Here is a 26823-nt window from a genome sequence, read left to right on the forward strand (position 1 = left end):
GCTTCAACCTGTGCTTTTCGCCGCGTTCCGTCCGGTGTCCGCGTCACTATTCAAAAGCGGGTCCCGGCGCGGCAGTCCAGTTCGATGGGCACAAGCGGCTCGTGCGGGGGCACGGTTGCTGTCCGAATACAGCGGCTTGAACACGAACTGCTCCATCGGCTGAAAACGAGGGGCGGCCTCGACCCGCACAAGCGGCGCGCTGGCGAAAAGTGCCAGCAGGCTGCAGGCGATGGCCGCGCCGCCCATCACCCCGCCTTTGCCGCAGCGCTTTCCGGCAGTTCCTCGTCGAACAGGCGCTGATAGAATTCGGCCACGGTCTGGCGCTCCAGCTCGTCACACTTGTTCAGGAAGGTCAGCCGGAAGGCGTAGCCCACATTGTCGAAGATGCGCGCGTTCTGCGCCCATGAGATCACCGTGCGCGGCGACATGACCGTCGAGAGGTCGCCCTGCATGAAGGCGGTGCGGGTCAGGTCGGCCAGCGTGACCATCTGGTTGATGATCTTGCGGCCCTTTTCATTGTTGTAATTCGGGTTCTTGGCCAGGACGATGGCGGCCTCGGCATCATGCGACAGATAGTTCAGCGTCGAGACCAGCGACCAGCGGTCCATCTGACCCTGGTTGATCTGCTGGGTGCCGTGATAAAGCCCGGTCGTGTCACCCAGACCCACTGTGTTCGCCGTCGCAAACAGACGGAAAAACGGGTTCGGCGTAATCACCTCGTTCTGGTCCAGCAGGGTCAGCTTGCCGTCGGCTTCCAGCACGCGCTGGATCACGAACATCACATCGGCGCGGCCGGCATCGTATTCGTCGAACACGATGGCGGTCGGGTTGCGCAGCGCCCAGGGCAGGATGCCCTCGTGGAAAACCGTGACCTGCTTGCCATCGACCAGCTTGATCGCGTCCTTGCCGATCAGGTCGATCCGGCTGACATGGCTGTCGAGGTTCACGCGCACGCAGGGCCAGTTCAGCCGCGCCGCCACCTGCTCGATATGGGTGGACTTGCCGGTGCCGTGATAGCCCTGGATCATCACCCGGCGGTTATAGGCAAAGCCGGCCAGAATCGCCAGGGTCGTGTCGGGATCGAACTTGTAGGTCGAATCGATATCGGGCACGCGTTCGGTGCGTTCGGCAAACCCCTTGACCTTCATGTCGCTGTCCAGCCCGAAGACCTCGCGCAGGTCGATTTCCTCGGTCGGTTTCGCGTTCGCGTCCAGATCGGCCATGGCCTTGCCCTTTCCCAGAATGTCGCAAGTTTGATGAAGCATTCGCGCGCCCGGCGCAAGCATCGGCAGGCTGGAACCTTCGCCTTCGGGCGGTATTATGCACGGGAACAGGAAAGGATTTCGGATGAGCGGATTGATCGCCCTTTTGGACGATGTGGCCGGGATCGCCAAAGTGGCGGCTGCCTCGGTCGACGATGTCACCGGCATGGCGGCCAAGGCCAGCGTCAAGGCCGCGGGCGCAGTCATCGACGATGCCGCGGTGACGCCGAAATACGTGCACGGCTTCGACGCCAAGCGCGAACTGCCGATCATCTGGAAGATCGCGCGCGGGTCCTTGTTCAACAAGATCGTCATCCTGCTGCCGGTGGCGCTGCTGCTGTCGGCCTTCGCGCCCTGGGCGATCGCGCCGCTGCTGATGCTGGGCGGGGCCTATCTGTGCTTTGAGGGGGCCGAGAAGGTCTATCACGCCATCGCGCCCAGGAACGACCCGCATGACAAATATGAAGGGGGTAAGGGCGACGCCGCGCAACTGGAAGAATCCAAGGTCGCCGGCGCGATCAAGACGGACTTCATCCTGTCTGCGGAAATCATGACCATCGCGCTGAATGAGGTCACCCGGCTGATGGCGGACAGCCCCATCCACGGCCCGGCCAAATTCGCGATGGAGGCCGCCGCCCTGTTCGTCGTCGCCGTGCTGATCACCGTCGCCGTTTACGGCGCGGTGGCGCTGATCGTGAAGATGGACGATGTGGGTCTGGCGATGGCGCGGCGCGGCAACGGGCCGATCGCGGCGCTCGGGCGCGGGATCGTCAAGCTGATGCCGAAACTGATGGCGGTGCTGACCGTGGTGGGCACGGCCGCCATGATCTGGGTCGGAGGCAATATCGTCATCCATGGCCTGCACGAACTCGGCTATCACAGCATCTACGAATGGATCAAACATCAGGCCGAACTCGCCGCCGCCGCCGTTCCACAGGCGCCCGGCTTCGTGCGCTGGTTCGTCACCGCTTTCTTCGACGGCATCTTCGGGCTGATTCTCGGCCTGATCCTGATTCCCTTGTCGGAATATGTGATCGTGCCGGTCGCGAAAGTGACCATCGTGCCGCTCATCAACGGCGTGAAATCGCTGTTCCGGCGCAGGGCCAGCTAGGCCCTGCTGGATATTAAGGAAAAAGGGCGGCAAGCGCGGGCTTGTCGCCCTTTTTCAACCTGTTGACCGACCCGCGGAATCTGTCACAGTTCCGTCACAGAACCGACACCCGGCCTTCACGGGCCGAGACTAGTCAGGCAACGCCCTCAACAGGAAGGACTTTTCAATGACCCGCATCTTCTCGGCATCAGCCATCGCGCTGATTGCATCGCTGACCGCCGCCAATGCTGCGACCGAAATCCAGTGGTGGCACGCCATGGGTGGCGAGCTGGGCACGAAGCTGGAAGAAATCGCCAAGAACTTCAACGAGTCGCAAAGCGATTACGTCATCAAGCCCTCTTACAAGGGCAACTATGTCGAAACGATGACCGCCGCGATCGCCGCCTTCCGCGCCAAGCAACAGCCCGCCATCGTGCAGGTCTTCGAAGTCGGCACCGGCACCATGATCGCCGCCAAGGGCGCGGTCTATCCCGTCTATCAGCTGATGGCCGATCAGGGGGAACCCTTCGATCCCGCCGCCTATCTGCCCGCCGTGGCCGGTTACTATACCGACACCGAGGGCAACATGCTGTCGATGCCGTTCAACAGCTCGACCCCGATCATGTATTACAACAAGACCGTGTTCGAGAAAGCCGGCCTCGACCCGAATGCACCGCCGAAGACCTGGGAGGAAATGGAGGCGGCCTCCAAGAAGATCATCGAATCGGGCGCGGCGAAATGCGGCTTCACCACCGGCTGGGTCAGCTGGATCCAGACCGAGAACCTGTCGGCCTGGCACAACCAGCCCATCGGCACGCTGGATAACGGCTTTGGCGGTCTGGATGCCCGGCTGGAGCTGAACGGTCCCGTGCAGGTCAAGCACTGGGGCAATCTGAAGAAATGGGCCGATGAGGGGCTGTATAAATATGCGGGCCCGCTCGGCGGCGACAACGCGCCCCCGATGTTCTACAGCCAGGAATGCGCGATGATGATGAACTCGTCGGGCTCGCGCGCGGCGGTGGTCGAGAACTCGAAGGACTTCGAGCTGGGCTTCGGCATGCTGCCCTACTATGCCGATGTGGAAGGCGCGCCGCAGAACTCGATCATCGGCGGGGCGACGCTGTGGGTGCTGCAGGGCCGCGACCCCGAGGAATACAAAGGGGTGGCGAAGTTCTTCAACTATCTGTCCAGCCCCGAGGTACAGGCCGACTGGCACCAGTTCTCGGGCTATCTGCCGATCACCACGGCGGCTTACGAGCTGTCGAAGGAGCAGGGCTACTATGAGGCCAATCCCGGCGCCGATACCGCGATCAAGCAGATCACGCTGAACCCGCCGACCGCCAACTCCAAGGGTCTGCGCTTCGGCAACTATGTTCAGGTCCGCACCATCATCGACGAGGAATTCGAGCAGCTGCTGGCCGGCAAGAAAGACGCCCAGGCCGCACTGGACAGCGTCGTCGAGCGCGGCAACAAGCTGATCGAAGAATTCGCCGCCCAGAACCAGTAACCTCAGGTCCGCGCCCGCAAATCCTTTTGCGGGCGCGTTCCCTTTGCCGGAGCCGTCGATGAAACGCGCCCTGTTCAACAACCGCCTGTTGCCCTGGCTGCTGCTTGCCCCGCAGCTGGCCATCACGGCGATTTTCTTTCTGTGGCCCGCCGGTCAGGCGGTCTGGCAAAGCTTCCTGCGCGAAGATGCCTTCGGGCTGCGCACCGAATTCGTGGGGCTGCTGAATTACAAGCAATTGTGGTCCAGCCCCGAATATCTGAACAGCTTCCATGTGACGGCCATCTTCACCATCTCGGTCACGCTGCTGACGATGGGCTTCGCTCTGCTGATGGCGGTGGCCGTCGACCGGCTGATCCGGGGCGGCAAGGTCTATACCACGCTGCTGGTCTGGCCCTATGCCATCGCCCCCGCCGTCGCGGGGATCCTGTGGTGGTTCATCTTCAACCCCTCGATCGGCATCCTGACCTATGTGCTGGCGCAGCTTGGCATCCGCTTCAACTATGTCTCGGACCCGACCGACGCGATGATCCTGGTGGTCCTCGCCTCCAGCTGGAGCCGCATATCCTACAGCTTCCTGTTCTTCCTCGCGGGCCTGCAATCCATCCCCGCCAGCCTGCGCGAGGCCGCCGCCATCGACGGCGCGGGGCCGGTGAAGCGTTTCTTCACCATCACCCTGCCGCTCTTGTCGCCCACCACCTTCTTCCTGATGGTAGTGAATATCGTCTATGCGATGTTTGAAACCTTCGCGGTGATCGACGCCACGACCTTCGGCGGCCCGGCGCAATCGACCAATATCCTTGTCTACAAGGTCTATCAGGACGGTTTCGTCGGCCAGAATCTCGGCTCCTCGGCGGCGCAATCGGTGATCCTGATGTTCATCGTGATCGTGCTGACGGTGATCCAGTTCCGCTATGTCGAAAAGAAGGTGGCCTACTGATGGTTGAAAATCGCCCCTTCCTGAACTTCCTCGCCCATCTGGTGCTGATCCTCGGCGTGGTGGTGGTGGCGCTGCCGGTCTGGGTGGCGCTCGTCGCCTCGACCCACGCCTCCAACGACTTCCTGCGGGGAACGGTGCCGATGTGGTTCGGCGATCAGGCGTATGAGAACTACAGCCGGATGCTCAGCCGCGGGATCTCCACCTCGGGGATGCCGCCGGTGGGCTGGATGATGCTCAACTCGCTGATGATGGCGCTGGGGATCGCGCTTGGCAAAATCGCCATCTCGATCACCTCGGCCTTCGCCATCGTCTATTTCCGCTTCCCCTTCCGCATGGCTGCCTTCTGGATCATCTTTTCGACGATGATGCTGCCGGTCGAGGTCCGCATCGTGCCCACCTTCAAGGTGGTGGCCGATCTGGGGATGCTGAACACCTATCCGGGGCTGATCATTCCGCTGATCGCCTCGGCCACGGCGACCTTTCTGTTCCGGCAGGTCTTCCTGTCGATGCCGGACGAACTGACCGAGGCCGCCCGCATCGACGGCGCCGGGCCGATGAAATTCTTCCGCGACATCCTGCTGCCGCTGTCGCGCACCAATATCGCGGCGCTTTTCGTGATCATGTTCATCTATGGGTGGAACCAGTATCTCTGGCCGCTGCTGATCACGACCGATTCCGACATGTATACCATCGTCGCCGGGATCAAGCGCATGTCCACCGTGGCCGATACCGACCCGCAGTGGAACTACATCATGGCGACCGCCATCCTGGCCATGCTGCCGCCGCTTCTGGTGGTGATCTTCATGCAGCGGCTGTTCGTCAAAGGCCTCGTGGAGACAGAAAAATAATGGCGCAGATCACCATCGACAAACTGGGCAAGGTCTATGCGGGGGGCACCCGCGCGGTCGAAGACATCAATATCGACATCAAGGACGGCGAATTCATCGTGCTGGTCGGGCCGTCCGGCTGCGGCAAGTCCACGCTGCTGCGCATGGTCGCCGGACTGGAAAGCATTTCCGAAGGGACGGTCAGCATCGGCGGCCGCGTCGTGAACGATATCGAACCGGCCGAGCGCGATATCGCCATGGTCTTCCAGAACTATGCCCTCTATCCGCATATGACGGTGCGCCAGAACCTCGCCTATGGACTGAAGAACCGCCGCACCCCCAAATCCGAGATCGACCGCCGCGTCGCCGAAGCCGCCGAGATCCTGCAGATCGGCGGTTTCCTCGACCGCAAGCCGCGCGAGTTGTCGGGCGGGCAGCGCCAGCGCGTCGCCATGGGTCGCGCCATCGTGCGCGAACCGGCGGCCTTCCTGTTCGACGAGCCGTTGTCGAACCTCGACGCCAAGCTGCGCATCACCATGCGGCTGGAAATCAAGGAACTGCAGAAGCGGCTGGGGACGACCTCGCTTTACGTGACGCATGACCAGCTGGAGGCGATGACGCTGGCCGACCGGCTGGTGGTGCTGAACAAGGGCCGGATCGAACAGATCGGCACCCCGCTTGAAGTGTATCGCAACCCGGCCTCGGCCTTCGTGGCCAGCTTCATCGGCAGCCCGGCGATGAACCTGATTCCGGCCCGTGCGGTGCCGCATCTGCCCGGCACCGGCCATGCCGGCCTGATCGGCATCCGCCCCGAGGACCTGATCCCCGCCGCCGATGGCCAGATCGAGATGGTCATCGACGCGGTCGAGGAACTGGGCGCCACCCGTCTTGTGCACGGCCATGTGGCGGGCGAGCCCCTGACCGTCACCCTTCCCGCCGATACCGATCTGCCGCAGAGCCTGCGCCTGAAGGTGGAACCGCAGGATATTCACCTGTTTCAGATGGAAACCGGCGCGCGGCTCGGTCAGGGTTGACCTCGGCGCCGGCTCACGCATCTGGTGGTCGGCGCCGATTCATCCACAAGATTTTGCTTCCTTCAGCGGAAATTCTCTTTACAGCGCAGCCCCTGTCGGCCACCCTGATGTTGTAGGACAGATGGGGAAAACCACATCCTGTCGTGGTCCTACGCAAGAAAAGGTGGGTGCACCACCATATGCAGGGGACAGCAGGCATGGCGCAGGCGGACAACTATATCCATTCCGACGACATCCACCCCATCGACATCGTCGAGACGGTGGCCACGCATCACGCCTGGGAATTCGACCGCTTCGCCGACGATCAGATCGCCATGACCGTCGAAGGCCAGTGGCGCACCTATTCAGTGACGCTGGCCTGGTCGGGACCCGAGGAGATGCTGCGCCTGATCTGCACCTTCGACATGGACCCGCCCGCCGCGCGGACGCCTGCGCTGTATGAAACGCTGAATCTGACCAACGATCAGGTCTGGGACGGCGCGTTCACCTTCTGGGCCCATCAGCGGATGATGGTCTGGCGCTACGGCCTCGTTCTGGCCGGGGACGCCATCGCCAGCGCCGAACAGATCGACCACATGATCCGCAACGCGCTGGAGCAGGCCGAACGCTACTACCCGGCCTTCCAGCTGGTCGCCTGGGGCGATACCGCGCCCGAGGCCGCTCTGGACATCGCCATGGGTCCGGCCTACGGACGGGCATAGCCGGGGCGCATCCTTTGCTGCCCCGAACGCAGGGGGACGCGATGGGCAATTCCGGGGATTTTTCCGACATCAACGAACGCGGGCTGGTGCTGGTCGGCTGCGGCCGCATGGGCGGTGCGATGCTGACGGGCTGGCTGGCCCACGGGATCGACCCTGCCGCCGTCACCGTCATCGACCCGAATGCCCGCCCAGACTGGGCCGACAAGGGCGTGCGCCTGAACGCGCTGCCGCCGGAGAACCCGGCGGTTCTGGTGCTGGCGGTCAAGCCGCAGATGATGACCGATGTGCTTCTGGAACTGGAACTCGGCCCCGAAACGCTGGTGCTCTCGGTCGCAGCGGGCGTCACGCTGGCGACCTATGATCGCGCCTTTCCGGGCGCCCCGATCGTGCGCGCCATGCCGAACACCCCGGCCGCCATCGGGCAGGGCATTTCCGCCATTATCGGCAATGACGCGGCGGGGGCAGAGGCGCTGGATCTGGCCGAGGGACTGTTGTCGGTGGTGGGCGAGGTGGTGCGGCTGGACAGCGAAACCCAGATGGATGCCGTGACCGCGCTCTCCGGCTCCGGCCCGGCCTATGTCTTCCACTTGATCGAGGCGATGACCGCTGCCGGCGTGGCGCAGGGTCTGCCCGAGGCGCTGTCGTTGCAACTCGCCCGCGCGACCGTCGCGGGCGCAGGTGCGCTCGCCATGGCCGATGATACGCCGCCCGCGGCCCTGCGCGAGGCGGTGACCTCGCCAGCGGGCACCACGGCGGCGGGGCTGGCGATCTTGATGGACCCCGATACCGGCCTGCCCCCGCTGATCGCGCGCACGGTCGCGGCGGCGGCAGACCGTTCGCGGGAGTTGGGCGAATGACCATCACCTATGACGATTTCCAGAATGTGGATATTCGCGTCGGCACCATCACCCGGACCGAACCCTACCCCGAGGCCCGCAAACCCGCCATCAAGCTCTGGGTCGATTTCGGCGCCGAGATCGGCGAGAAGCGCAGCTCGGCCCAGATCACCGTCCATTATGTCCCCGAGGAACTGATCGGCAAGCAGGTGCTGGCGGTGGTGAACTTCCCGCCGCGCCAGATCGGCAAGTTCATGTCCGAGGTGCTGGTGCTCGGCCTGCCCGACCAGAAAGGCGAAGTCGTGCTGATCGGCCCCGATCACCCGGTCCCCAACGGCGGGAAGATGTATTGATGAAACTGCTGGTCACCCGCCCGATGACACAAGCGGCGGAGGCCGCCATCGCCGGGCGCTTCGATACCCGCTTCCGGGACAGTAATACGCCCCTGACGCAGGATCAGGCGGCGGCGGCGCTTGCCGAATACGACCTCATCATGCCGACGCTGGGGGATGCTTTCAGCGCCCCGGCCTTCGCTGCCGCGCCGCTGCGCACGAAGCTGCTGGCGAATTTCGGGGTCGGCTTCAACCATATCGACATCGCGGCGGCGACGGCGGCCGGCGTCGCGGTCACCAACACCCCCGGCGTCGTCACGGATGCGACTGCCGATCTGGCGGTGACGCTGCTGATGATGACCGCGCGCCGCGCGGGCGAAGGCGAACGGCTGGCCCGCAGCGGCCAGTGGGACGGCTGGAACCCGACGCAGATGTTGGGCACCCATGTGACCGGCAAGACCGCCGGCATCGTCGGCATGGGTCGGATCGGCCGCGCCATCGCCCAGCGGCTGCATTTCGGCTTCGGGATGGAGATCCTGTTTTACAACCGCTCGGTCCTGCCGCCCTTGCAGGTCCCGTCGCGGCAGATGGGCAGCCTGACCGAATTGATGGCCTTGTGCGATTTCGTCATCCTCGCCGTGCCGGGCGGGTCGGGCACCCGCCATCTGGTCAGTGGCGAAGCGCTGGCGGCGCTCGGTCCCGATGGCATTCTGATCAACATCGCGCGCGGCGACGTGATTGACGAAGGCGCCCTGATCGCCGCCTTGTCCGCCGGCCGCATCCGCGCCGCCGGGCTGGATGTCTATGCAGAGGAGCCGCTGATCCCGGCCGAACTGCGCGCGATGGAAAACGTCGTGCTGCTGCCCCATCTGGGCACCGCCGCCGAGGAGGTGCGTACCGCGATGGCCCTGCGCGCACTGGCGAACCTGACCGCCTTTACCGAAGGCGCTACCCTGCCTGATCTGGTAGGTTGACGGCATTTAACGAAGATTAACGAAACCATTGTTTTCAAACGGCGTTAGGCCTGTGTCGGAAATTCAAACCGAAAGGAAAAGCCATGAACTGGGATATCATCGAAGGCAAATGGGGTCAGCTGAAAGGCTCGGTCAAGGAGCAGTGGGGCAAGCTGACCGATGACGAACTGACAGAGATCGCTGGCAACCGCGACAAGATGGCCGGCAAGTTGCAGGAGCGCTATGGCTGGACCAAAGAGGAAGCCGACGAGAAGCTGAACGAATTCTTCCGCGACAAGTAATCGCCGGAAAATTGTTCCAGAAAAGAAAAGGACGCCCTTCGGGGCGTCCTGTTTTTTTTTGCAGCCGCGGCTGTGTCTTCCGACACAGCCGCCACTCTACCAAACCACTCGTTAATACAATGTGAACGTAGCAAACATTTGGGGTTTTGAGCACCTGAATCTGCCGCCTCGACCTGTCTTTTTCGTCAGATATGGGTCACAAAATGGCTCAACTCCGGGGTTGGACCGGCGATAATTTGAACATTGTTCAGCCCCCATGGAAACGTCGCGGCGAATCACCGGAACGACGCGAATCCACCGCCATCGGCAGGTTAACCCGAGCGTCAACGAGTTAGCCATTCCGACAGGACGAACATTTTCCTCGCCCCTGCCGCAGCCCCCTCGCACTTCTCTCGTGTAACGATCGTGGCGGTGGGATGTCGGCTTGACGGATCGGCCCCGCCTCGCCACAAAACCCCGACAAGACCGGAGGCCTCATGCTGCGCGCCTATGCCAAGGACGGGAACCGACTGACCCCGCTGCTGCCGGGCACGCCCTTGACCGGGGCGATCTGGATCGACCTTTATCGCCCGCTGCCCGAACAGGTGGCCGCGACGAACGCCCTCGGCGTCGACGTGCCGACACTGGAGGACATGTCCGAGATCGAGATTTCCTCGCGGCTTCTGCTGGACGGCGGGAATGTCTATATGACGGCGGTGCTGCCGGGGCTGACGCCGGACGGCGAAGCGATTTCCGGCCCCGTCACCTTCATCCTCACCCCCGACCGCCTGGTGACCGTGCGCCACCATGCGCCGCGTCCGTTCGATACCTTTCCCGAACGCGCCGACCGCTCCGCCAGCGGCGGCCGCAGCCCCGAACGGGTGTTTCTCGGCCTGGTGGAGGAGATCATCGCCCGACTGGCCGACCTGCTGGAAGGCTCGGGCGCGGTGCTGGATGCCACCTTGCGGCAGGTCTTCTCGCCGCAGCCGCGCAAGCGGCCGGCGGCGCTTCAGGGGGCATTGGAACGGATCGGCACCGAATCCGACCTGATCGCGCGGGTGCGACTGTCGCTGTTGTCGCTGGAACGGGTGTTGACCTTCTATTCCGCCACGCAGCAATCGCGGGCGGGCGACAGCGGCAAGCTGAAGGTCATCCTGAAGGGCCACCAGCGCGATCTGCAGGCACTGCAGGAACATACCGATTCCATGTCGTCGCGCGTCAGTCTGGCGGTGGACGCGACCATCGGCATGATCGGACTGCAGCAGAATGACACCGTAAGGGTGCTCTCGGTGGTGGCGGCGCTGTTCCTGCCGCCGACGCTGATCGCTTCAACCTACGGGATGAACTTCGAACGCATGCCGGAACTGCAATGGACCTATGGCTATGAATGGGCGCTGGGGCTGATGGTGGCGACGGTGGTCGGCACCTATCTGCTGCTGCGCTGGAAGAACTGGTTATAGCGACAGCCGCCGGATCAGCCGCACGCGGCCCGTCGCGTCCTCGCCCATCAGGCTCAGCGCATCCAGGATGAAGGGGCGCGGCACCACCGCCAGCCGGGGCGCAAGCAGCGCCGCCACCGTGTCCAGCGTGGCGGCATCCAGCGCCCCGGTCAGGGTCATGTGAAAACGGAACTCGTCCATCACATAGGGATAGCCCCAAGCGTCCAGCAACGCGCGCTGACGCGGCGTCAGCCGGTCGGGATTGCGCCGCGCGCGTTCAGCCTCGGTCAGGGGCGCGCGCAAGGGATCGAGCCTCTCGACCACCTGTGCCGCAAGCACGTTCAGCGGGACTTCGTCCCCACGCGGCGTCAGCGCCAGGAACGGCCCGATCCGGGTCAGCGCCAGACCGTCGAGCGTGACCGGACGCAACTGCGCGGCGAGGGCCTCGACGCCCTCGATCAGATCGCCTGCCCGCTGCCCTTCGGCCAGCCGGAAGGGCGCTTTCAGCGTGGCATGAAAGCCGTATCTGCGCGGCTCGGCGGTGAGGACGGCGATGTCCAGTCCCGGCAGCACGGGCTGGGGTGCCGGCGCGCCGCGGACCGCATCCCAGCCCAGCCAGGAGGCGCCGAAATCGGCAAATTCGCCCGGCGGCGGGGTGTAATACAGCGCATATCTGCGGTAGTGATCCATGCGAACCTGTTGTGGATGTGACGATGCAAGAAACCGTTCTGGCCGATGCGATGCTGATCCTGCCCGATCGCATGATGAAAGGCCATCTCGTCATCCGCGACGGCATCATCGCCGAGATCGGCGAGGGCACCGCCCCGCGCGGCGCCATCGACTGCGGGGGCGATCACATCGCCCCCGGCCTGATCGAGCTGCATACCGACAATCTGGAACGCCACATCCAGCCCCGCCCCGGCGTCGACTGGCCTCATGCGGCGGCAATCTATGCCCATGACGCCGAGCTGGCGGGCTGCGGCATCACCACCGTCTTCGACGCGATGCGGGTGGGTTCCATCCCGTCACGCAAGGATTACGCGCCTTATGCGCGCAAGCTGGCCTCGGAACTGCTGGCCCAGATCGACGGCGGCAATCTGCGCATCAGCCACGCCCTGCATCTGCGCGCCGAAATCTGCTCTGAAACCCTGCTGGAGGAATTGGGCGCCTTCACCGAAGCCGACCGTGTGGGTCTGGTCAGCCTGATGGATCACACGCCGGGGCAGCGGCAGTTCCGCGACACCTCGGCCTTTCGGACCTATCTGCGCAGCAAGGTGCAGCTGACCGACGACCAGATCGACAGCTATTTCGACGAATTGCGCGCCATCTCGGCCAAATACGGCCCCGCGCACGAGGCCGGGGCCGTCGCCTTCGCGGGCCGCGTCGGGGCGGTGCTGGCCAGCCATGACGATTCCAGCTCCGATGAGGTGGCGCGGTCCGCCGCCCATGGCATCCGCCTGGCTGAATTCCCCACCACCCGCGAAGCGGCCGAGGCCTGCCATCGCCACTCCATCCGCACGATCATGGGCGCGCCGAACCTGATCCGGGACGGCTCGCATTCCGGCAATGTCGCCGCGCGCGAACTGGCCGAGGCCGGACTTCTGGACATCATCAGCTCGGATTACGTGCCCTCGGCGCTGTTGTCGGCGGCGGCGCGGCTGGCGGCGATCTGGGGCGACTGGCCGCGTGCCATGGCCTGTGTGACCGCCACGCCCGCCGCCGCCGCGGGCCTCAGCGACCGGGGGCGTCTGACGCCGGGGCTGCGCGCCGATCTGATCCGCTTCCGGCTGGTCGGGCCCACGCCCGCGCTGCGCCAGACCTGGGTGCGGGGCGCGCGCGTCGCCTGAACCACGCGGATGACAGCGACCGCTTGCGCCGCCCTTCTGCGCATCGTTTACTGCCGCCACGCTTCCCCTGCCCGGACCGGACATATGCGTAGCACCCTGTCTTACCTGAAATGGCCCTTCATCGTCACCATGCTGGGGCTGGCGCTGGCAGCCTTTCTCGGCTGGCGCTTCAATGGCCAGACCGGGGCGATATCCTTTTTCCTGATCGCCAGCGTGCTGGCGGTGCTGGAAATCTCGCTGTCCTTCGACAATGCCATCGTCAACGCCAACAAGCTGCAGACGATGCGGCCCGAATGGCAGCGGCGCTTCCTGACCTGGGGGATCGTCATCGCCGTCTTCGGGATGCGGGTGATCTTTCCGCTGCTGGTGGTGGTCATCGCCGCGAAGATCGGGCCGATCTCGGCGATCAATCTGGCCGCCCGCCAGCCGGCTGAATATGCGCGCCTGATCCATGAGGCGCACCTGCCCATCGCAGCCTTCGGGGGCAGCTTCCTGATGCTGGTGGCGCTGAATTACTTCTTCGACCAGTCCAAGGAGGTCGACTGGATCGGCGCTTTCGAACGCTGGCTGCGCGCCTTCGGATCGGTGCGCGGAATGGAGATCGGCTTCGTGCTGGTGGCCGTGCTGGTTTTCGTCTGGCTGCTGCCGGAGGAGGACGAGCGGCCCTTCATGTATGCCGCCATCTGGGGCGTCGTCACCTATCTGGCGGTCGACGCACTGGGGGCGGTGCTGGACCGCTGGGGCGCCAGCCACACCGGCGCCGCACAGGCCGGCCTGGGCGGGTTCCTCTATCTCGAAGTGCTGGATGCCTCGTTCAGTTTCGACGGGGTGATCGGCGCCTTCGCGCTGACCCAGAACCTGTTCCTGATCGCCATCGGGCTGGGGATCGGGGCGATGTATGTGCGCTCGATGACGGTGATGCTGGTCGAAAAGGGCACCCTGGCCGCGTTCCGTTATCTGGAAAACGGCGCCTTCTGGTCGATCCTGGTGCTGTCCGTCGTCATGTTCGCCCAGACCATGTGGAAAATCCCCGAAGTCGCGACCGGGCTTCTGGGGGCGGGCTTCATCGGCACCGCCTTCATCAGCTCGCTTCTGTGGAACCGGCGCAACCTGGCCTAGATCGCGCGGGGGCGCATCAGATCGGGGCTGGACGCGGCCGGACCTCTCGATAGATTGAACCTGCATATCGCGGACAGGTTTTCCGTCCGCCCCAGCGCGGAGCGTGCCATGACCGGTTTCCTGCTGCTCGCAACGATCTTTCTGCTGGCGGGCGTCATCGCCGTTCCGCTGGCCAGCCGCTTCGGCCTGGGGTCCGTCCTTGGCTATCTGGTGGCGGGAATCGTGATCTCGCCCATCCTGCGCTGGCTGCATGTCGATGTCGTCTCGATCCAGCATTTCGCCGAATTCGGCGTGGTGATGATGCTGTTCCTCGTCGGGCTGGAACTGGAGCCGAAGATGCTGTGGCAGATGCGCAGCAAGCTGCTGGGGCTGGGCGGCTTGCAGGTGGCGGTCACCGCGGCGGTGATCGGGGCAGCGGGCATCGCCTGCGGGCTGTATTGGACCATCGCGCTGACGCTGGGGATGGTGTTCGCGCTGTCTTCGACCGCGATCGTGCTGCAGACGCTGGGCGAAAAGGGCCTGCTGCGAACCGAGGGCGGACAAGCCTCGTTCGCGGTGCTGCTGTTTCAGGATATCGCCGTCATCCCCATGCTGGCCTTCATTCCGCTGCTGGCGATGCCGGGCCTGATGGACCCCGCACCGGTCGCCGAACATGCGGTCGAGGGTGCCGAGGCCAGCTTCAGCCTCGTCGAGGGGCGCCCGGAATGGCAGGCCGCGCTGATCACGCTGGCGGCCATCGCCGCCGTGATCGGGGCAGGCACCTATCTGACGCGCCCCGTCTTTCGCTATGTCGCCATGGCCAACCTGCGCGAGATCTTCGTGGCCACAGCGCTGGCTTTCGTGGTGGGCATCGCGCTGCTGATGTCGATGGTGGGCCTGTCGCCCGCGCTTGGAACCTTCCTTGCGGGCGTGGTGCTGGCCGGCAGCGAATACCGGCACGAACTGGAAAGCGACATCGACCCGTTCCGGGGCCTGCTGCTGGGGCTGTTCTTCATGACCGTGGGGGCCAGTATCAATTTTGACCTGCTGCTCGACAATGCGGCGCTGGTGATCGGGCTGACCCTCGGCGTGATGGTGCTGAAGGTGCTGGTGCTGCTGGGGCTGGCATGGGTCTTCAGGATTCGCGGTGCCGATCGCAGGCTGTTCGCGCTGGCGCTGGCGCAGGCGGGCGAGTTCGGTTTTGTGCTGCTGTCCTTCACCGTCGCCAACAGGGTGATTCCACAAAGCGTGGCCGATATCGCGCTGCTGATCGTGGCGCTGTCGATGCTGCTGACGCCCTTGCTGTTCATCATCTACGACCGCGTCGTCGCGCCGCGCTTCATCGGCCGGCACGACCGCGAGGCCGATACCATCGACGAGCCGGGCAAGATCATCATCCTCGGCCATGGCCGTTTCGGCGGCATCGTGGCGCGGATTCTGCGCGCGCTCGGCAAGCCGGTGGTGGTGGTGGATTTCTCGGCCAAGCAGCTTGAAATGCTGCGCGCCTTCGGTGTGCAGGCCTATTTCGGCGATGCCACCCGGCCCGACCTGCTCCATGCCGCCGGCATCGCCGACGCGCGGGTGCTGGTCGTCGCCATCGACAACAAGGAACAGATCTCCGAGATCGTGCGCTATGTGAAGCAGAACTATCCCAAGGTGCATATCGTCGCCCGCGCCTTCGACCGCTTCCACGTCTATGAGCTGTTCGAGGCGCGCGCCGATGACATCATCCGCGAGACTTTCGACAGTTCTGTGCGCGCCGGCCGTTCGACGCTCGAGGCGCTCGGCATGACCCGCTCCGAAGCCGAGAAGGTCACGCGCGCCTTTGTCGACAACGACCAGCTGCTGATGCGCGCCATGGCCGAGGCCTATCAGCCCGGCGTGCCGCCCACCCAGAACGCGGGCATGGTCAAGGCCGCCAACGACGCCGCCGTGCAGATCGAGACCGACATGCGCCGCGTCCGCGACGAGATCATGGCCGCGCGCGCCGCCGCAGGCCAGCCCATCGACCCGTCGCTGACCACCCCGCTCGAGGTGGCGCAGGCTGCCGAGGCCGCCGACAACCTGTCGGACGATACCCTCGACGCCAGGCCGGACTGATCGGGCTATTCCACCGCCGACCGCCAGCGGGTGGCATAATCCAGCAGCCGTGCAGCCTCGTGGGGCGCGTGGATTTTGGTGGTGGCAGGCGGCGCCGCACGGTCCAGGACCAGCAGCGCCGCCCCGACCGAGGTGCCGGTGGCCGAGGCCGCCACCTCCACCCCTTCGGGGCGTAGCGCGGCCAGCATGGCGCAGTAATCGGGATTGCGCGCGAACGGGCCTTCGATGATCGTCGGCCCGCGCGCCCCGATCAGGCCAAGGCAGGTATCGGTCATCAGCGCCAGATACCAGGAAAGTGCGGCCATGCGCATCCCGTCGCTTTGCGGCGCGCCTTGCCAGCGAAAGGCATGATCGGGAAACGGTCCTGATTCCCGCTCGACCGCCGGCAGCAGCATCACTCCGCCCTCGAGCACGGCGCGCCGGTCGGCCTCCGAGGGGGCGGCCGTCGACCCGGCGCGGATGACCTCGTATTCGCGGCCGCCCATGAAACGGGCCGAAGGCACGGGCTGGCCAAGCGCGTTCACGTTCACCAGCAGGTCGCGCGCGGGGTCGAGTGTCACCGCATCCCCGCCCACCGCCATCGACACCACCCATGTCCCGGTCGAGACCACCGCGAAGGGCGCCGGCCGCCCCAGCATATAGGGATAAAGCGAGGCGTTGCTGTCATGGATGCCCACCGTCACCGGCGTGTCCGGCGGCAGGCCAGTGACGCGCGCGATCTCGGGCAGAAGGCGACCCAGCACCTCGCCGGGTCGGTGCGGCGGGGCGATGCGGCCCTGCAGGCCAAGCTTGGCCACGAGGTTGGAAAACTGGCCCTGCCACGGATCCCACAGGTCGGTATGACACCCCAGCGACGTCACGTCGCTGGCGATCTGCCCGGTCAGCCGCAGCCCCCAATATTGCGGATAGGTCAGCACCCGGTCCAGCCGCTCATCCAGCCCCGGCAGGGTCTTCAACATCCAGTGCAGCTGCGCCCCGACATTCAGCCCCATCGGGAGCCGAGGAGAGCCGGTCCGCGCGAAATCGGGCCGCAGCGCGTCATATTCCGCCGCCAGCGCATCGGGGCCGGGATATTCGTAATCCAGCATCGGCGCCGCCAATTGCCCCGCGCGATCCAGCAGCACGCAGGACGCTCCATGCGTGGTGATGGAAATCGCGTCGATCCCGTGCCGGGCGTGGAAATCGACCAGATGGTGCAGGAAGAAATCCCAATGCCCCTCCAGATCGAAATGCGGCCAGGGCGGCCCCGGCAACACTCTGTTCGGGCGGGTCACCACATCGATCTCCGACAGGCGCGCGCCGTCCACCAGCGCCAGCTTGGCATTGGTCTTGCCGATGTCGATGACGGCGATGCGGGTCATGGCAGGTGAAACATCGGGATCAGCGGCACTGCCACCGGGGCACCGTCGGGTCCGGTGGCCATGATGTCGGCCATATGCGCCCACCATTCGCGCATCAGCGGCTGGTTGGGCAGATCATCCATGCGGTGATCGTTGTCACGCCACAGGACCCCGAACAGCGCATCCGTCTCGGGGTCGAGATGGATGGAATAGTCGCTGATCCCGGCGGCTTTCAGCAGCGCCGCCAGTTCGGGCCAGAGGGCGTCGTGGCGGCGGCGGTATTCCGCGGCCATGCCGGGGTTCAGCTGCATCCGAAAGGCGTATTTCTGCATGATTACCTCCGTGCCATGGACCACAGGCGCGGCAGGGCGATTACCGCGATCAACAGCAGGCCCACGATGATCGACATGACGATGCCCGGCACGTTCATCAACCCCAGCCCGAAAGTCACCAGCCCCATCAAGATTGCCGCCAGCACCACCCCGATGATCGACCCCGAGCCGCCCAGAATGCTGACCCCGCCCAGCACCACGATGGTCACCACCTCCAGTTCGAACCCGGCCGCGATGCTGGGTCGGGTGGACCCGAGGCGCGAGGTCAGGCAGATGGCGGCGATGCCGCTCATCAGTCCGGTCAGCAGGAACAGGGTGAATTTCACCCGCTCGACCCGGATGCCGGAAAAGCGGGCGGCGACGGCGTTATTGCCGATGGCGTAAACCATGCGGCCGAAATTGGTGCGGTGCAGAAGCACCCCGAAGATGATCGCGGCGAAGCCGAAAATCACCAGTTCGACCGTAATCACCCAGAAGACATAGCCCTGCCCGAACCAGCCGAAGCTGGCCGGATAGCCGGTGAAGGCGCCGTCCCCCAGCACGATATAGGAAATGCCGCGAAACAGGCTCATGGTGCCGATGGTGACGACAATCGAGGGCAACCCGAACCGCGCCACCAGCAGGCCGTTGAACGCCCCGCAGGCCAGCCCGGTGGCCAGGCCCAGAAGGACCAGCACCGGCGTCCCGGCCCCCGCCGTCATCGCCAGCCCCATCACCGTGGACGACAGCGCAATGATCGAGCCGACCGACAGATCGATCTCGCCCGAGATGATGAGCAGCGCCACGGCGAAGGCGATCATCGCCTTTTCGGTGAAGTTGAAGCTGGCATCCGACAGGTTCCAGGGATCGAGGAAATAGGGCGACGCCAGAGAATTGGCAATGAAGATCAGCACAGCGACGACCAGCAGCAGCGCCTCCCAGCTTTTCAGGGCGCGGGTCAGCGGGCTGGTCAGCCGATCGGGGATCTGGCGCCCGAGATGTTCGGTCATGTCCGATGCTCCGCGCGCTTGAGGATGATGCGGCCGGGCGCGCGGTTGGCGCGCGCGTTGAAGGCGATGGCGATCAGGATGGCGCTGCCGGAAATCGCCATCTGCCAGAAGGGCGAGATGCCGACAACAGGCAGCGCGTTCTTGATGATGCCCAGAAACAGCGCCCCCATGACGCAGCCGGCCACGGTGCCGGACCCGCCCGCGATGGCGATGCCGCCGATGACGCAGGCGGCCACCACGTCCAGCTCGAACCCGCCGGCGATGTCGACATAGGCCACCGCATACCGCGCGACCCACAGATAGCCGGTCAGCCCCGCCAAGGCGCCCGCGATCACGAAAGCCGCGAACTGCGTCCGCCCGACCGAGATGCCGGTATAGACGGCCGCATGGGGGTTGCCACCCACGGCGTAGAAGGCGCGGCCAAGGGCCGTGCGATTGACCAGCACCGCGAAGCCCGCGATCACCGCAATCGCGATCCAGGCCATGACCGGCAGCCCGGCGATGACGGTGCGGGGGAAGGCCTTGAAGCCCGCGCTCATCTGATGGGCGTTGATCCATGCGCCGTCGGTCAACAGAAAGATGCTGCCGCGATAGATGGTCATCGTCCCCAGCGTGACCACGATCGAGGGGATCCCCAGCAGCCAGACCAGCAGCCCGTTGATCGCGCCAAGCGCCGCCCCGAGCGCGATCACCGTCAGCAGGATCACCGGCAAGGGAATCCCCGCCCCGTCCATCAGCGCCGCGATCATTCCGCACAGCGCGAGGTTCGCGGCCACCGACAGGTCGATGCATTTGGTCAGGATCACCACCATCTGCCCCAGCGCCAGCAGGATCAGCGGCGAGGTGTCGGTGAACACTTTGCCGAGGTTCGCGGGGGTGACGAAACCGGGGAACCGGCTGGCGATCAGCGCCAGCAGCAGCAGGATCGCCAGCGCCAGAATCGCCTCGCGGGATTTCAGGATGCTCATGCGGCATCTCCGATCCCGACCGCCGCGCGGACAAGGTTTTCCGGCGTCATCTGATCGCCCGCGAATTCGGCGGCGATGCGGCCCGCCCGCATGACGATGACGCGGTCCGACATGCCCAGAACCTCGGGGATTTCGCTGCTGACCATGATGACGGCCAGCCCTTCGGCCGCGAGTTCGGACATGAAATCATGCACCGCGGCCTTTGACCCGATGTCGATGCCCTTGGTCGGTTCGTCCAGAATGATGACGCGCGGGCGGGTCGCCAGCCATTTGGCGATCACCACCTTCTGCTGGTTCCCGCCCGACAGCAGCCCCACATCCTGATCGAGGCTCGCCGCCCGCAGGTCCAGCCTCTGCGTATAGTCCCGCGTCAGCGCGAATTCCTGCGCCAGCCGCAGGAAGCCGTCGCGGCTGGTCCGTTTCAGCGATGGCAGGGTGACGTTCTGAAAGATCGGCAGCCCCTTGATGGCCCCTTGCCGCCCGCGATCCTCGGGCACATAGACGATGCCCGCCGCGACCGCCTGCGCGGTGGATCGGATGACGCGAACCTCCTCGCCGATGCGGGTCGCGCCCTTCGAGGGCTGGGTGATGCCGAAAAGCGCCTGCATCACCTCGCTACGCCCGGCGCCGATCAGCCCGTAAAATCCAAGGATCTCGCCCTCGTGCAGGGTGAAGGTGATGTCGTCGAATTCGGTCGGATGGGCGTAGCCGGCAACGGTCAGCGCAGGCGCGCCGATCCGTGCGGGGCGTTTGGGATAGATCTGGTCGACCGACCGGCCAACCATCAGCCGGACCAGTTCAGCCTCGGTCGCCGCAGTCATCAGGCCTTCGCCCACGAACCGGCCGTCGCGGAAGACGGTCCAGCGGTCGGCGATGCGGAAGATCTCATCGAATTTGTGGCTGATGAACAGGATCGCCTTGCCCTGCGCCTTCAGCTTCCCGACCAGGTCATAGAGTTCGGCGATTTCCTTGTGCGACAGCGCGGCGGTGGGTTCGTCCATGATGACCACGCGGGCGTCGATGGACAGCGCGCGGGCGATGGCGACCAGATGCTTCGAGGCGATGCCCAGATCGCGCAGCCGCACGGCGGGGTTCAGATCGGCGCCGATGCCGGTCAGGATATCGCGCGCCCGGCGCTGCATCGCGGCGCGGTCAATCAGGCCAAGCCGGGTGCGGGGGGCATGGCCGATGAAGATATTCTCGGCCACGGTCATGTCGTCGAACAGCACGGTTTCCTGATGGATCGCGGTGACGCCCGCATGACCCGCCGCCTGCGCGGTCGGGAAATGGGTCTCGGTCCCGTCCACCAGAATCTGGCCCTCATCCGGCCGATAGATCCCGGTCAGGATCTTCACGATGGTGGATTTCCCGGCACCGTTTTCACCGATCAGCGCGGTCACCTGACCGGGATGCAGGTCCATCTGCACCCCGTCGAGCGCCCGGACGCCGGGAAATGTCTTCACGATGCCGCGCAAGGACAGCACCGGCGTTGCAGCATGCTGCATGAGAACCCCCTTCAGCAGATGGGGCCCGACCGGACCGGGCCCCTGTCACGATCAGAAGATCGAGCTGAACTGGTCGATATTGCTGGCGTCATAGACGAAGGGGTCGGCCATGGCGGCCTCGGTCTTGTCGTCCAGCGTCACTTCGCCCATGCGGCCGGTGGGGATCTTCGCCCCCGGCTCGGCTTTCGCGTCGCCCTTGGCGAGGTGATAGGCGATCATCGTCGCGGAATAGCCCAGATCGATCGGGTTCCAGATCGCGAAGGATTTCGACGCCCCCGATTTCACATGCCCCGCCATTTCCGAGGGCAGTCCCAGGCCGGTGACATTCACCTGCCCGATCTTGCCCGCATCGGTGACCGCCTGCGCGGCGGCGACGATCCCTACCGAGGTCGGCGCGATGATCGCCTTCAGATCGGGATAGGTCTGCATCAGTCCCTGCGCCTCGCGATAGGACTTGTCGGCCAGATCGTCGCCATAAACGGTGCCGACGACCTTCACATTGGGATAGTTACCCTCGACCTTCTTCATCTCCTCGATCCAGGTGTTCTGATTGGTCGAGGTGGTGGTGGCCGACAGCACCGCGACCTCGCTCGGCGGATCGGCGGGCAGGTTGTCGGCGGCCAGCTTGATGATCATGTTGCCGATCAGCGGGCTGGAGGACGGGTTCAGTTGCATCTGCCGCCCGTCCGGGGCCACGCCGGAATCCCAGCTGATGACGGTGATGCCGCGATCCATCGCCTTTTTCAGCGTCGGCACCAGCGCGTCGGTGTCATTGGCGCTGACGGCGATGGCGTCGACCTTCTGGGCGATCAGGCTGTTGATGACCTCGATCTGGCCTTCGGCGGTGGTGTCGGTCGGGCCGGTATAGATGATCTCGACATCGCCGAGTTCCTTGGCGGCTTCCTGTGCGCCCTTGTTCGCAGCCTCGAAGAAGCCGATGCCAAGCGCCTTGGCCACCAGCGCGATGCGCATGGTTTCCGCCTGCGCCGTTGTCGCCAGCAGCGCGCTTGCCAGCGCCGCCGTAGTCAGGGCCTTTTTCAAGATGCTCATCATTTCCTCCCCAATGAGCGGTGAAGCGCGTCACTCCTCTGCGCGCCTTTTGCGGTCCGACGCGGCGACCTCGGCCACGATCAGGCGAATATCGGCAGCCTCCAGCATCTGGGCGGCACGATCCTCGATCCCGTCATCGGTGATGACGGTGTGAATGCGGCTGAGCGGGCACAGCAGCAGGCTGGACCGCTGATGGAATTTGGAGCTGTCGGCCAGCACGATCAGTTCATCCGCCTGCCCGATCAGCTTCTGTTCGGCCTGCACCAGCAGGGGGTCGCCCTCCATCAGCCCCAGCGGCCCGAGTCCCCGGCAACCCATGAACATGCGCCTGGCATAGAAATGGCCCGAGCCGTCCGCGTCGAAGGGCGAGAGAATGATGTTCTGCTCGCGATAGATCGCACCCGCCGGCAGCAGGACGGTGTTTTTCGACTGCTTCAGCAGATGTTCGGCGATCGGGAAGCTGTTGGTGAAGACCTGCAGCCGCTTGGCGGCCAGCGGATGCACCATCTGGAAGGTCGTGGTTCCGCCGTTGATGATGATCGCGTCGCCATCCGTGCACAGGTCCACCGCCGCCTGCGCGATGGCGCGCTTTTCGGCGATATGCAGGGTCTGGTTGACAGCGAAGGGACGCGCGTTGATGCCGACGAATTGCGGCGGCGCGATGGCCTCGGCGCCGCCGCGCACCCGACGCAGCTTCTTGGCCATGTGCAGGGTGGCAATGTCGCGGCGCACCGTCGCCTCTGACACGCCGGTCAGCGCGCAAAGGTCGGCCACCGTGACCACGGGCCGCGCCTGCACGGCCGAGAGGATGATTCGATGGCGTTCGGTTTCCAGCATGGCATCCCTCTTTTGATCGAAACTGCGCCTTTCGGCCACGCATTGTCAATCATTTTCAGTCGCAAGCTGCCGGTATGCGGCTGTGTAGTGCGCGTTTTTGATTGAAAATGATTGACGCTGCGGCGCCCTCGCGTGTATCGGAATGGGGAAAGCGGCCCGGCCGGCCGCATAGCGGGAGGCATTCATGACCGACACGAACCCCGGAAATCGTCTGGAAAATCTGTGGAATAGCAACCATGCCGCCGGCATGAGCGAATCGGAAAAGCTGCTCTATCGGTCCAACCTGCTGGGCTCGGACAAGCGGGTGACGAATTACGGCGGGGGCAATACCTCGGCCAAGGTGATGGAAACCGATCCGCTGACCGGCGAGCAGGTCGAAGTGCTGTGGGTCAAGGGATCGGGCGGCGATATCGGCTCGATGAAGATGGACGGGTTTGCGACGCTGTACATGGACCGGCTGCAGGCGCTGAAGGGCAAGTATCGCGGCCTCGCGCATGAGGATGAGATGGTGGACCTGCTGCCCCATTGCACCTTCGCGCTGAACCCGCGCGCGGCCAGTATCGACACCCCCCTGCACGCCTATGTCCCGCGCAAGCATGTCGATCACGTCCATTCCGACGCCATCATCGCCATCGCCGCCTCGGTCAATTCGAAGGAACTCACGGCCGAGATCTTCGGCGATGAAATCGGCTGGCTGCCGTGGAAACGGCCCGGTTTCGAACTGGGCCTGTGGCTGGAGAAATTCGCCGTCGAGAACCCGCAGGCAAAGGGCGCGGTGCTGGAAAGCCACGGGCTGTTCACTTGGGGCGACACGGCCGAGGAATGCTATCAGACCACGCTCGACATCATCAACAAGGCCGCCGCCTGGCTGGAGGCGCGGACCGAAGGCAAGCCGGCCTTTGGCGGTCAGAAACTGCCGGCCCTGCCTGCCGATCAGCGCCGCGCGGTGGCGGCAAAGCTGATGCCGGTCATTCGCGGGCTGATCTCGAAGGACCGTTACAAGGTAGGGCATTTCGACGATCAGCCGGCGGTGCTGGAATTCGTCGGCTCCAACATGCTGGACGAATTGGCGCCGCTCGGCACCTCCTGCCCGGACCATTTCCTGCGCACCAAGATCCGCCCGCTGGTCGTCGATTTCGACCCCGCCAACCCGGATCTGGACGCCACCATCGCCAGCCTGCCCGAAGCCGTGGCGGCTTACCGCGACGATTACGCGGCCTATTACGAGCGCAGCAAGCATCCCGACAGCCCGGCGCTGCGCGACCCCAACGCGGTCGTCTATCTGGTCCCCGGCGTCGGCATGCTGACCTTCGCACTGGACAAGGCCACGGCGCGCATCTCGGGCGAGTTCTATGTCAACGCCATCAACGTGATGCGCGGGGCCTCGGGCGTCAGCACCTATCAGGGCCTGCCCGAACAGGAGGCCTTCGATATCGAATACTGGCTGCTCGAGGAAGCGAAGCTCTCGCGCATGCCCAAGCCGAAATCGCTGGCCGGGCGCATCGCCATCGTCACCGGCGGCGCGGGCGGGATCGGCGCGGCCACCGCCGAACGCTTCCTGCGCGAGGGCGCCTGCGTCATGCTGGCCGATATCGACGCCAATGCGGCCGAAGAGGCCCGCGCCGGCTTTGCCGCCCGCTACGGCGCGGATGTCGTCCGCAGCGTGGCGATGAACGTGACCGACGAGGCGCAGGTGATCGGGGCCTTCGCCGATCTGGCGGTGGAGTTCGGCGGCCTCGACATTCTCGTCTCGAATGCCGGGATCGCGTCCTCGGCCCCGGTCGAGGAGACCACGCTGTCGCTGTGGAACAGGAACATGGATATCCTCTCAACCGGCTATTTCCTTGTCTCGCGCGAAGCGTTTCGGATGTTCCGGGTGCAGGACATCGGCGGCGCGGTGGTTTTTGTCGGCTCGAAGAACGGCCTCGCCGCCAGCCCCAATGCCAGCGCCTATTGCACCGCCAAGGCGGCCGAAATCCATCTGGCGCGTTGTCTGGCGCTGGAAGGCGCCGAGGCCGGCATCCGCGTCAATGTCGTCAACCCCGATGCGGTGCTGCGCGGCTCGAAGATATGGGAAGGCGAATGGCTGGATCAGCGCGCCTCGACCTACAAGACCGACAAGGAAGGGCTGGAGGAAATGTATCGCCAGCGCTCGATGCTGAAGCGGTCGGTACTGCCGGAAGACATCGCAGAAGGCGCCTATTTCTTTGCCAGCGACCTCAGCGCCAAGTCGACCGGGAATATCCTGAACGTCGATGCCGGCAATGTGCAGGCCTTCACGCGATGATCGACGCCTCCCTGATCGAGGGCGAGAATGCCGCCCGCAACGCCGATCTGGCGGTGGATTATGACGCGCTCGGCGCGCGGCTGGCCCGGCGCGGCATCGATATCGAGGCGTTGACCGCCCGCGCGGTGGGTTTTGGCGTGGCCGTCCCAAGCTGGGGCACCGGCACCGGCGGCACCCGCTTTGCCCGCTTTCCCGGCGCGGGTGAGCCGCGCGACATCATGGACAAGCTGGATGACTGCGGCGTCATCCACCAGCTGACCCGTGCCACCCCGCGCGTCAGCCTGCATATTCCGTGGGACAAGGCCGATCCGGCGGACCTGCTGGCCAAGGCGCAGGAGGTGGGGCTTGGCTTTGACGCCATGAACTCCAACACCTTTCAGGACCAGCCGGATCAGGGCAGCAGCTATAAATACGGCTCGCTGTCGCATGTCGATGCGGCCACCCGCCAGCAGGCGGTGGATCACAATCTGGAATGTATCGAGATCGGTCAGGCCATCGGGTCGAAAGCGCTGACGGTCTGGATCGGGGATGGGTCGAACTTTCCCGGCCAGACTTCGCTGTCGCGGCAGTTCGAACGCTATCTGGATGCGATGAAGGCCATCTATGCCGGTTTGCCCGAGGATTGGCGGATCTTCAGCGAGCACAAGATCTATGAACCCGCCTTCTATTCGACGGTGGTGCAGGACTGGGGCACCAGCCTGCTGACCGCGCAGGAACTGGGGCCGAAGGCGCAATGCCTCGTCGATCTCGGCCATCACGCGCCGAACGTGAATATCGAGATGATCGTCGCTCGCCTGATCCGCGCGGGCAAGCTGGGCGGCTTTCATTTCAACGACAGCAAATATGGCGACGACGATCTGGACAGCGGCACCATCGAGCCGTTCCGCCTGTTCCTGATCTTCAACGAACTGGTCGAGCTGGAGGACACCCCCGGCCTGAACCTCGCCCATATGATCGACCAGAGCCATAACGTCACCGACCCGATCGAAAGCCTGATCGTCAGCACGGGCGAGATCCAGCGCGCTTACGTTCAGGCCTCGCTGGTGGACCGTGCGGCGCTGGAAGGCTTCCGGCAAGAAAATGACGCGCTGATGGCGGCCGCGACCCTGCGCGCCGCCTTCCGCACCGATGTCGAGCCGATCCTGCAGATGGCCCGCGCGCGTCAGGACGCGGCGATCGATCCGGTGGCGACCTATCGCGCGTCGGGCTACCGCGCGCAGATGGCGGCGCAGCGGCCGCAATCGGCCGCAGGCGGTGGCGGCATCGTCTGA

General features: G+C 64.9%; 26 protein-coding genes. 16 read left to right on the plus strand and 10 right to left on the minus strand.

All coding sequences use genetic code 11. From position 1 onward, the window contains the following. Window positions 1–3: 3 nt before the first annotated feature. Complete coding sequence (locus H1S04_RS05775) at window positions 4–246, minus strand: hypothetical protein (protein WP_181744569.1); 243 nt, start codon at window positions 244–246, stop codon at window positions 4–6. Beyond that, the gene (gene cobS / locus H1S04_RS05780) at window positions 246–1223 is read right to left on the minus strand and encodes a cobaltochelatase subunit CobS (RefSeq protein WP_181744570.1); all 978 of its coding nucleotides are present in this window, start codon (window positions 1221–1223) and stop codon (window positions 246–248) included. Before cobS ends, H1S04_RS05775 begins: the two co-directional genes overlap by 1 nt. Before the next feature lie 124 nt (window positions 1224–1347). On the opposite strand from cobS, the gene H1S04_RS05785 reads away from it, so the two are divergent. The 11 genes from H1S04_RS05785 to H1S04_RS05835 all read left to right on the plus strand — a co-directional run bounded on the left by H1S04_RS05785 (window position 1348) and on the right by H1S04_RS05835 (window position 11220). Then, complete coding sequence (locus tag H1S04_RS05785) at window positions 1348–2373, plus strand: DUF808 domain-containing protein (protein WP_181744571.1); 1026 nt, start codon at window positions 1348–1350, stop codon at window positions 2371–2373. 166 nt (window positions 2374–2539) lie between these two features. Continuing rightward, window positions 2540–3859 (plus strand): sn-glycerol-3-phosphate ABC transporter substrate-binding protein UgpB, encoded by a 1320-nt coding sequence (gene ugpB, locus H1S04_RS05790; RefSeq protein ID WP_181744572.1) that lies wholly within the window; start codon window positions 2540–2542, stop codon window positions 3857–3859. A gap of 58 nt (window positions 3860–3917) precedes the next feature. After that, window positions 3918–4796, plus strand: coding sequence for a sn-glycerol-3-phosphate ABC transporter permease UgpA (gene ugpA / locus H1S04_RS05795; RefSeq protein ID WP_181744573.1), 879 nt, complete (start codon window positions 3918–3920; stop codon window positions 4794–4796). Beyond that, window positions 4796–5644 (plus strand): sn-glycerol-3-phosphate ABC transporter permease UgpE, encoded by an 849-nt coding sequence (gene ugpE, locus H1S04_RS05800; RefSeq protein ID WP_181744574.1) that lies wholly within the window; start codon window positions 4796–4798, stop codon window positions 5642–5644. Before ugpA ends, ugpE begins: the two co-directional genes overlap by 1 nt. After that, the gene (locus H1S04_RS05805; protein ID WP_181744575.1) at window positions 5644–6657 is read left to right on the plus strand and encodes a sn-glycerol-3-phosphate import ATP-binding protein UgpC; all 1014 of its coding nucleotides are present in this window, start codon (window positions 5644–5646) and stop codon (window positions 6655–6657) included. Before ugpE ends, H1S04_RS05805 begins: the two co-directional genes overlap by 1 nt. A gap of 197 nt (window positions 6658–6854) precedes the next feature. After that, on the plus strand, window positions 6855–7358 hold the full coding sequence (locus H1S04_RS05810) for a YbjN domain-containing protein (RefSeq protein ID WP_181744576.1): 504 nt from the start codon (window positions 6855–6857) through the stop codon (window positions 7356–7358). 41 nt (window positions 7359–7399) lie between these two features. After that, complete coding sequence (gene proC, locus H1S04_RS05815) at window positions 7400–8215, plus strand: pyrroline-5-carboxylate reductase (protein ID WP_181744577.1); 816 nt, start codon at window positions 7400–7402, stop codon at window positions 8213–8215. Further along, window positions 8212–8547, plus strand: a complete 336-nt coding sequence (locus H1S04_RS05820; RefSeq protein WP_181744578.1) for a tRNA-binding protein — start codon at window positions 8212–8214, stop codon at window positions 8545–8547. The genes proC and H1S04_RS05820 overlap by 4 nt, the downstream gene beginning before the upstream one ends. Continuing rightward, entirely contained in the window at window positions 8547–9500 is a 954-nt protein-coding gene (locus H1S04_RS05825; RefSeq protein WP_181744579.1) for a D-glycerate dehydrogenase, read from the plus strand. Before H1S04_RS05820 ends, H1S04_RS05825 begins: the two co-directional genes overlap by 1 nt. Before the next feature lie 83 nt (window positions 9501–9583). Next, window positions 9584–9781 (plus strand): CsbD family protein, encoded by a 198-nt coding sequence (locus H1S04_RS05830; protein ID WP_181744580.1) that lies wholly within the window; start codon window positions 9584–9586, stop codon window positions 9779–9781. Between the two features lie 476 nt (window positions 9782–10257). Then, the gene (locus H1S04_RS05835) at window positions 10258–11220 is read left to right on the plus strand and encodes a magnesium transporter CorA family protein (RefSeq protein ID WP_181744581.1); all 963 of its coding nucleotides are present in this window, start codon (window positions 10258–10260) and stop codon (window positions 11218–11220) included. On the opposite strand, the gene H1S04_RS05840 is transcribed toward H1S04_RS05835, so the two are convergent. Continuing rightward, the gene (locus H1S04_RS05840; RefSeq protein WP_181744582.1) at window positions 11215–11889 is read right to left on the minus strand and encodes a DUF1045 domain-containing protein; all 675 of its coding nucleotides are present in this window, start codon (window positions 11887–11889) and stop codon (window positions 11215–11217) included. The two genes, H1S04_RS05835 and H1S04_RS05840, sit on opposite strands and share 6 nt — an antisense overlap. A 23-nt stretch (window positions 11890–11912) precedes the next feature. On the opposite strand from H1S04_RS05840, the gene H1S04_RS05845 reads away from it, so the two are divergent. The 3 genes from H1S04_RS05845 to H1S04_RS05855 all read left to right on the plus strand — a co-directional run bounded on the left by H1S04_RS05845 (window position 11913) and on the right by H1S04_RS05855 (window position 16244). After that, window positions 11913–13046, plus strand: a complete 1134-nt coding sequence (locus tag H1S04_RS05845) for an alpha-D-ribose 1-methylphosphonate 5-triphosphate diphosphatase (RefSeq protein ID WP_181744583.1) — start codon at window positions 11913–11915, stop codon at window positions 13044–13046. A gap of 84 nt (window positions 13047–13130) precedes the next feature. Then, window positions 13131–14165, plus strand: coding sequence for a DUF475 domain-containing protein (locus tag H1S04_RS05850; protein WP_181744584.1), 1035 nt, complete (start codon window positions 13131–13133; stop codon window positions 14163–14165). A gap of 108 nt (window positions 14166–14273) precedes the next feature. Continuing rightward, window positions 14274–16244: a cation:proton antiporter gene (locus H1S04_RS05855; protein WP_181744585.1), complete on the plus strand. Its 1971-nt coding sequence runs from the start codon at window positions 14274–14276 to the stop codon at window positions 16242–16244. 5 nt (window positions 16245–16249) lie between these two features. On the opposite strand, the gene H1S04_RS05860 is transcribed toward H1S04_RS05855, so the two are convergent. Genes H1S04_RS05860 through H1S04_RS05890 form a run of 7 tightly spaced genes read right to left on the minus strand, consistent with a single transcriptional unit; the run spans window position 16250 to window position 23265 of the window. Continuing rightward, the gene (locus H1S04_RS05860; protein WP_181744586.1) at window positions 16250–17605 is read right to left on the minus strand and encodes an FGGY-family carbohydrate kinase; all 1356 of its coding nucleotides are present in this window, start codon (window positions 17603–17605) and stop codon (window positions 16250–16252) included. Next, window positions 17602–17916: an L-rhamnose mutarotase gene (locus H1S04_RS05865; RefSeq protein WP_181744587.1), complete on the minus strand. Its 315-nt coding sequence runs from the start codon at window positions 17914–17916 to the stop codon at window positions 17602–17604. The genes H1S04_RS05860 and H1S04_RS05865 overlap by 4 nt, the downstream gene beginning before the upstream one ends. A 2-nt stretch (window positions 17917–17918) precedes the next feature. Continuing rightward, window positions 17919–18905 carry an ABC transporter permease gene (locus H1S04_RS05870; protein ID WP_181744588.1) on the minus strand — a complete coding sequence of 329 codons (987 nt, stop codon included), beginning with the start codon at window positions 18903–18905 and terminating at the stop codon, window positions 17919–17921. Next, entirely contained in the window at window positions 18902–19873 is a 972-nt protein-coding gene (locus H1S04_RS05875; protein WP_181744589.1) for an ABC transporter permease, read from the minus strand. The genes H1S04_RS05870 and H1S04_RS05875 overlap by 4 nt, the downstream gene beginning before the upstream one ends. Continuing rightward, the gene (locus H1S04_RS05880; RefSeq protein WP_181744590.1) at window positions 19870–21378 is read right to left on the minus strand and encodes a sugar ABC transporter ATP-binding protein; all 1509 of its coding nucleotides are present in this window, start codon (window positions 21376–21378) and stop codon (window positions 19870–19872) included. The genes H1S04_RS05875 and H1S04_RS05880 overlap by 4 nt, the downstream gene beginning before the upstream one ends. Window positions 21379–21429: 51 nt before the next feature. Next, on the minus strand, window positions 21430–22428 hold the full coding sequence (rhaS, locus tag H1S04_RS05885; RefSeq protein WP_181744591.1) for a rhamnose ABC transporter substrate-binding protein: 999 nt from the start codon (window positions 22426–22428) through the stop codon (window positions 21430–21432). A 30-nt stretch (window positions 22429–22458) separates the two neighbouring features. After that, the gene (locus H1S04_RS05890; RefSeq protein WP_181744592.1) at window positions 22459–23265 is read right to left on the minus strand and encodes a DeoR/GlpR family DNA-binding transcription regulator; all 807 of its coding nucleotides are present in this window, start codon (window positions 23263–23265) and stop codon (window positions 22459–22461) included. 184 nt (window positions 23266–23449) lie between these two features. Here H1S04_RS05890 and H1S04_RS05895 point away from each other — a divergent pair, with 184 nt between their 5' ends. Continuing rightward, window positions 23450–25552 carry a bifunctional rhamnulose-1-phosphate aldolase/short-chain dehydrogenase gene (locus H1S04_RS05895; protein WP_181744593.1) on the plus strand — a complete coding sequence of 701 codons (2103 nt, stop codon included), beginning with the start codon at window positions 23450–23452 and terminating at the stop codon, window positions 25550–25552. Further along, window positions 25549–26823 carry an L-rhamnose catabolism isomerase gene (gene rhaI / locus H1S04_RS05900; RefSeq protein WP_181744594.1) on the plus strand — a complete coding sequence of 425 codons (1275 nt, stop codon included), beginning with the start codon at window positions 25549–25551 and terminating at the stop codon, window positions 26821–26823. Before H1S04_RS05895 ends, rhaI begins: the two co-directional genes overlap by 4 nt.

Origin of the sequence: Paracoccus sp. S1E-3, assembly GCF_013868135.1 — a bacterium.
Classification (GTDB): Bacteria; Pseudomonadota; Alphaproteobacteria; order Rhodobacterales; family Rhodobacteraceae; genus Paracoccus.

Bases quoted from the DNA above. Each gene is read 5' to 3' on its own strand.
- H1S04_RS05775 (WP_181744569.1), bottom strand. From the start codon at position 246: ATGGGCGGCGCGGCCATCGCCTGCAGCCTGCTGGCACTTTTCGCCAGC.
- cobS (WP_181744570.1), bottom strand. From the start codon at position 1,223: ATGGCCGATCTGGACGCGAACGCGAAACCGACCGAGGAAATCGACCTG.
- H1S04_RS05785 (WP_181744571.1), top strand. From the start codon at position 1,348: ATGAGCGGATTGATCGCCCTTTTGGACGATGTGGCCGGGATCGCCAAA.
- ugpB (WP_181744572.1), top strand. From the start codon at position 2,540: ATGACCCGCATCTTCTCGGCATCAGCCATCGCGCTGATTGCATCGCTG.
- ugpA (WP_181744573.1), top strand. From the start codon at position 3,918: ATGAAACGCGCCCTGTTCAACAACCGCCTGTTGCCCTGGCTGCTGCTT.
- ugpE (WP_181744574.1), top strand. From the start codon at position 4,796: ATGGTTGAAAATCGCCCCTTCCTGAACTTCCTCGCCCATCTGGTGCTG.
- H1S04_RS05805 (WP_181744575.1), top strand. From the start codon at position 5,644: ATGGCGCAGATCACCATCGACAAACTGGGCAAGGTCTATGCGGGGGGC.
- H1S04_RS05810 (WP_181744576.1), top strand. From the start codon at position 6,855: ATGGCGCAGGCGGACAACTATATCCATTCCGACGACATCCACCCCATC.
- proC (WP_181744577.1), top strand. From the start codon at position 7,400: ATGGGCAATTCCGGGGATTTTTCCGACATCAACGAACGCGGGCTGGTG.
- H1S04_RS05820 (WP_181744578.1), top strand. From the start codon at position 8,212: ATGACCATCACCTATGACGATTTCCAGAATGTGGATATTCGCGTCGGC.
- H1S04_RS05825 (WP_181744579.1), top strand. From the start codon at position 8,547: ATGAAACTGCTGGTCACCCGCCCGATGACACAAGCGGCGGAGGCCGCC.
- H1S04_RS05830 (WP_181744580.1), top strand. From the start codon at position 9,584: ATGAACTGGGATATCATCGAAGGCAAATGGGGTCAGCTGAAAGGCTCG.
- H1S04_RS05835 (WP_181744581.1), top strand. From the start codon at position 10,258: ATGCTGCGCGCCTATGCCAAGGACGGGAACCGACTGACCCCGCTGCTG.
- H1S04_RS05840 (WP_181744582.1), bottom strand. From the start codon at position 11,889: ATGGATCACTACCGCAGATATGCGCTGTATTACACCCCGCCGCCGGGC.
- H1S04_RS05845 (WP_181744583.1), top strand. From the start codon at position 11,913: ATGCAAGAAACCGTTCTGGCCGATGCGATGCTGATCCTGCCCGATCGC.
- H1S04_RS05850 (WP_181744584.1), top strand. From the start codon at position 13,131: ATGCGTAGCACCCTGTCTTACCTGAAATGGCCCTTCATCGTCACCATG.
- H1S04_RS05855 (WP_181744585.1), top strand. From the start codon at position 14,274: ATGACCGGTTTCCTGCTGCTCGCAACGATCTTTCTGCTGGCGGGCGTC.
- H1S04_RS05860 (WP_181744586.1), bottom strand. From the start codon at position 17,605: ATGACCCGCATCGCCGTCATCGACATCGGCAAGACCAATGCCAAGCTG.
- H1S04_RS05865 (WP_181744587.1), bottom strand. From the start codon at position 17,916: ATGCAGAAATACGCCTTTCGGATGCAGCTGAACCCCGGCATGGCCGCG.
- H1S04_RS05870 (WP_181744588.1), bottom strand. From the start codon at position 18,905: ATGACCGAACATCTCGGGCGCCAGATCCCCGATCGGCTGACCAGCCCG.
- H1S04_RS05875 (WP_181744589.1), bottom strand. From the start codon at position 19,873: ATGAGCATCCTGAAATCCCGCGAGGCGATTCTGGCGCTGGCGATCCTG.
- H1S04_RS05880 (WP_181744590.1), bottom strand. From the start codon at position 21,378: ATGCAGCATGCTGCAACGCCGGTGCTGTCCTTGCGCGGCATCGTGAAG.
- rhaS (WP_181744591.1), bottom strand. From the start codon at position 22,428: ATGAGCATCTTGAAAAAGGCCCTGACTACGGCGGCGCTGGCAAGCGCG.
- H1S04_RS05890 (WP_181744592.1), bottom strand. From the start codon at position 23,265: ATGCTGGAAACCGAACGCCATCGAATCATCCTCTCGGCCGTGCAGGCG.
- H1S04_RS05895 (WP_181744593.1), top strand. From the start codon at position 23,450: ATGACCGACACGAACCCCGGAAATCGTCTGGAAAATCTGTGGAATAGC.
- rhaI (WP_181744594.1), top strand. From the start codon at position 25,549: ATGATCGACGCCTCCCTGATCGAGGGCGAGAATGCCGCCCGCAACGCC.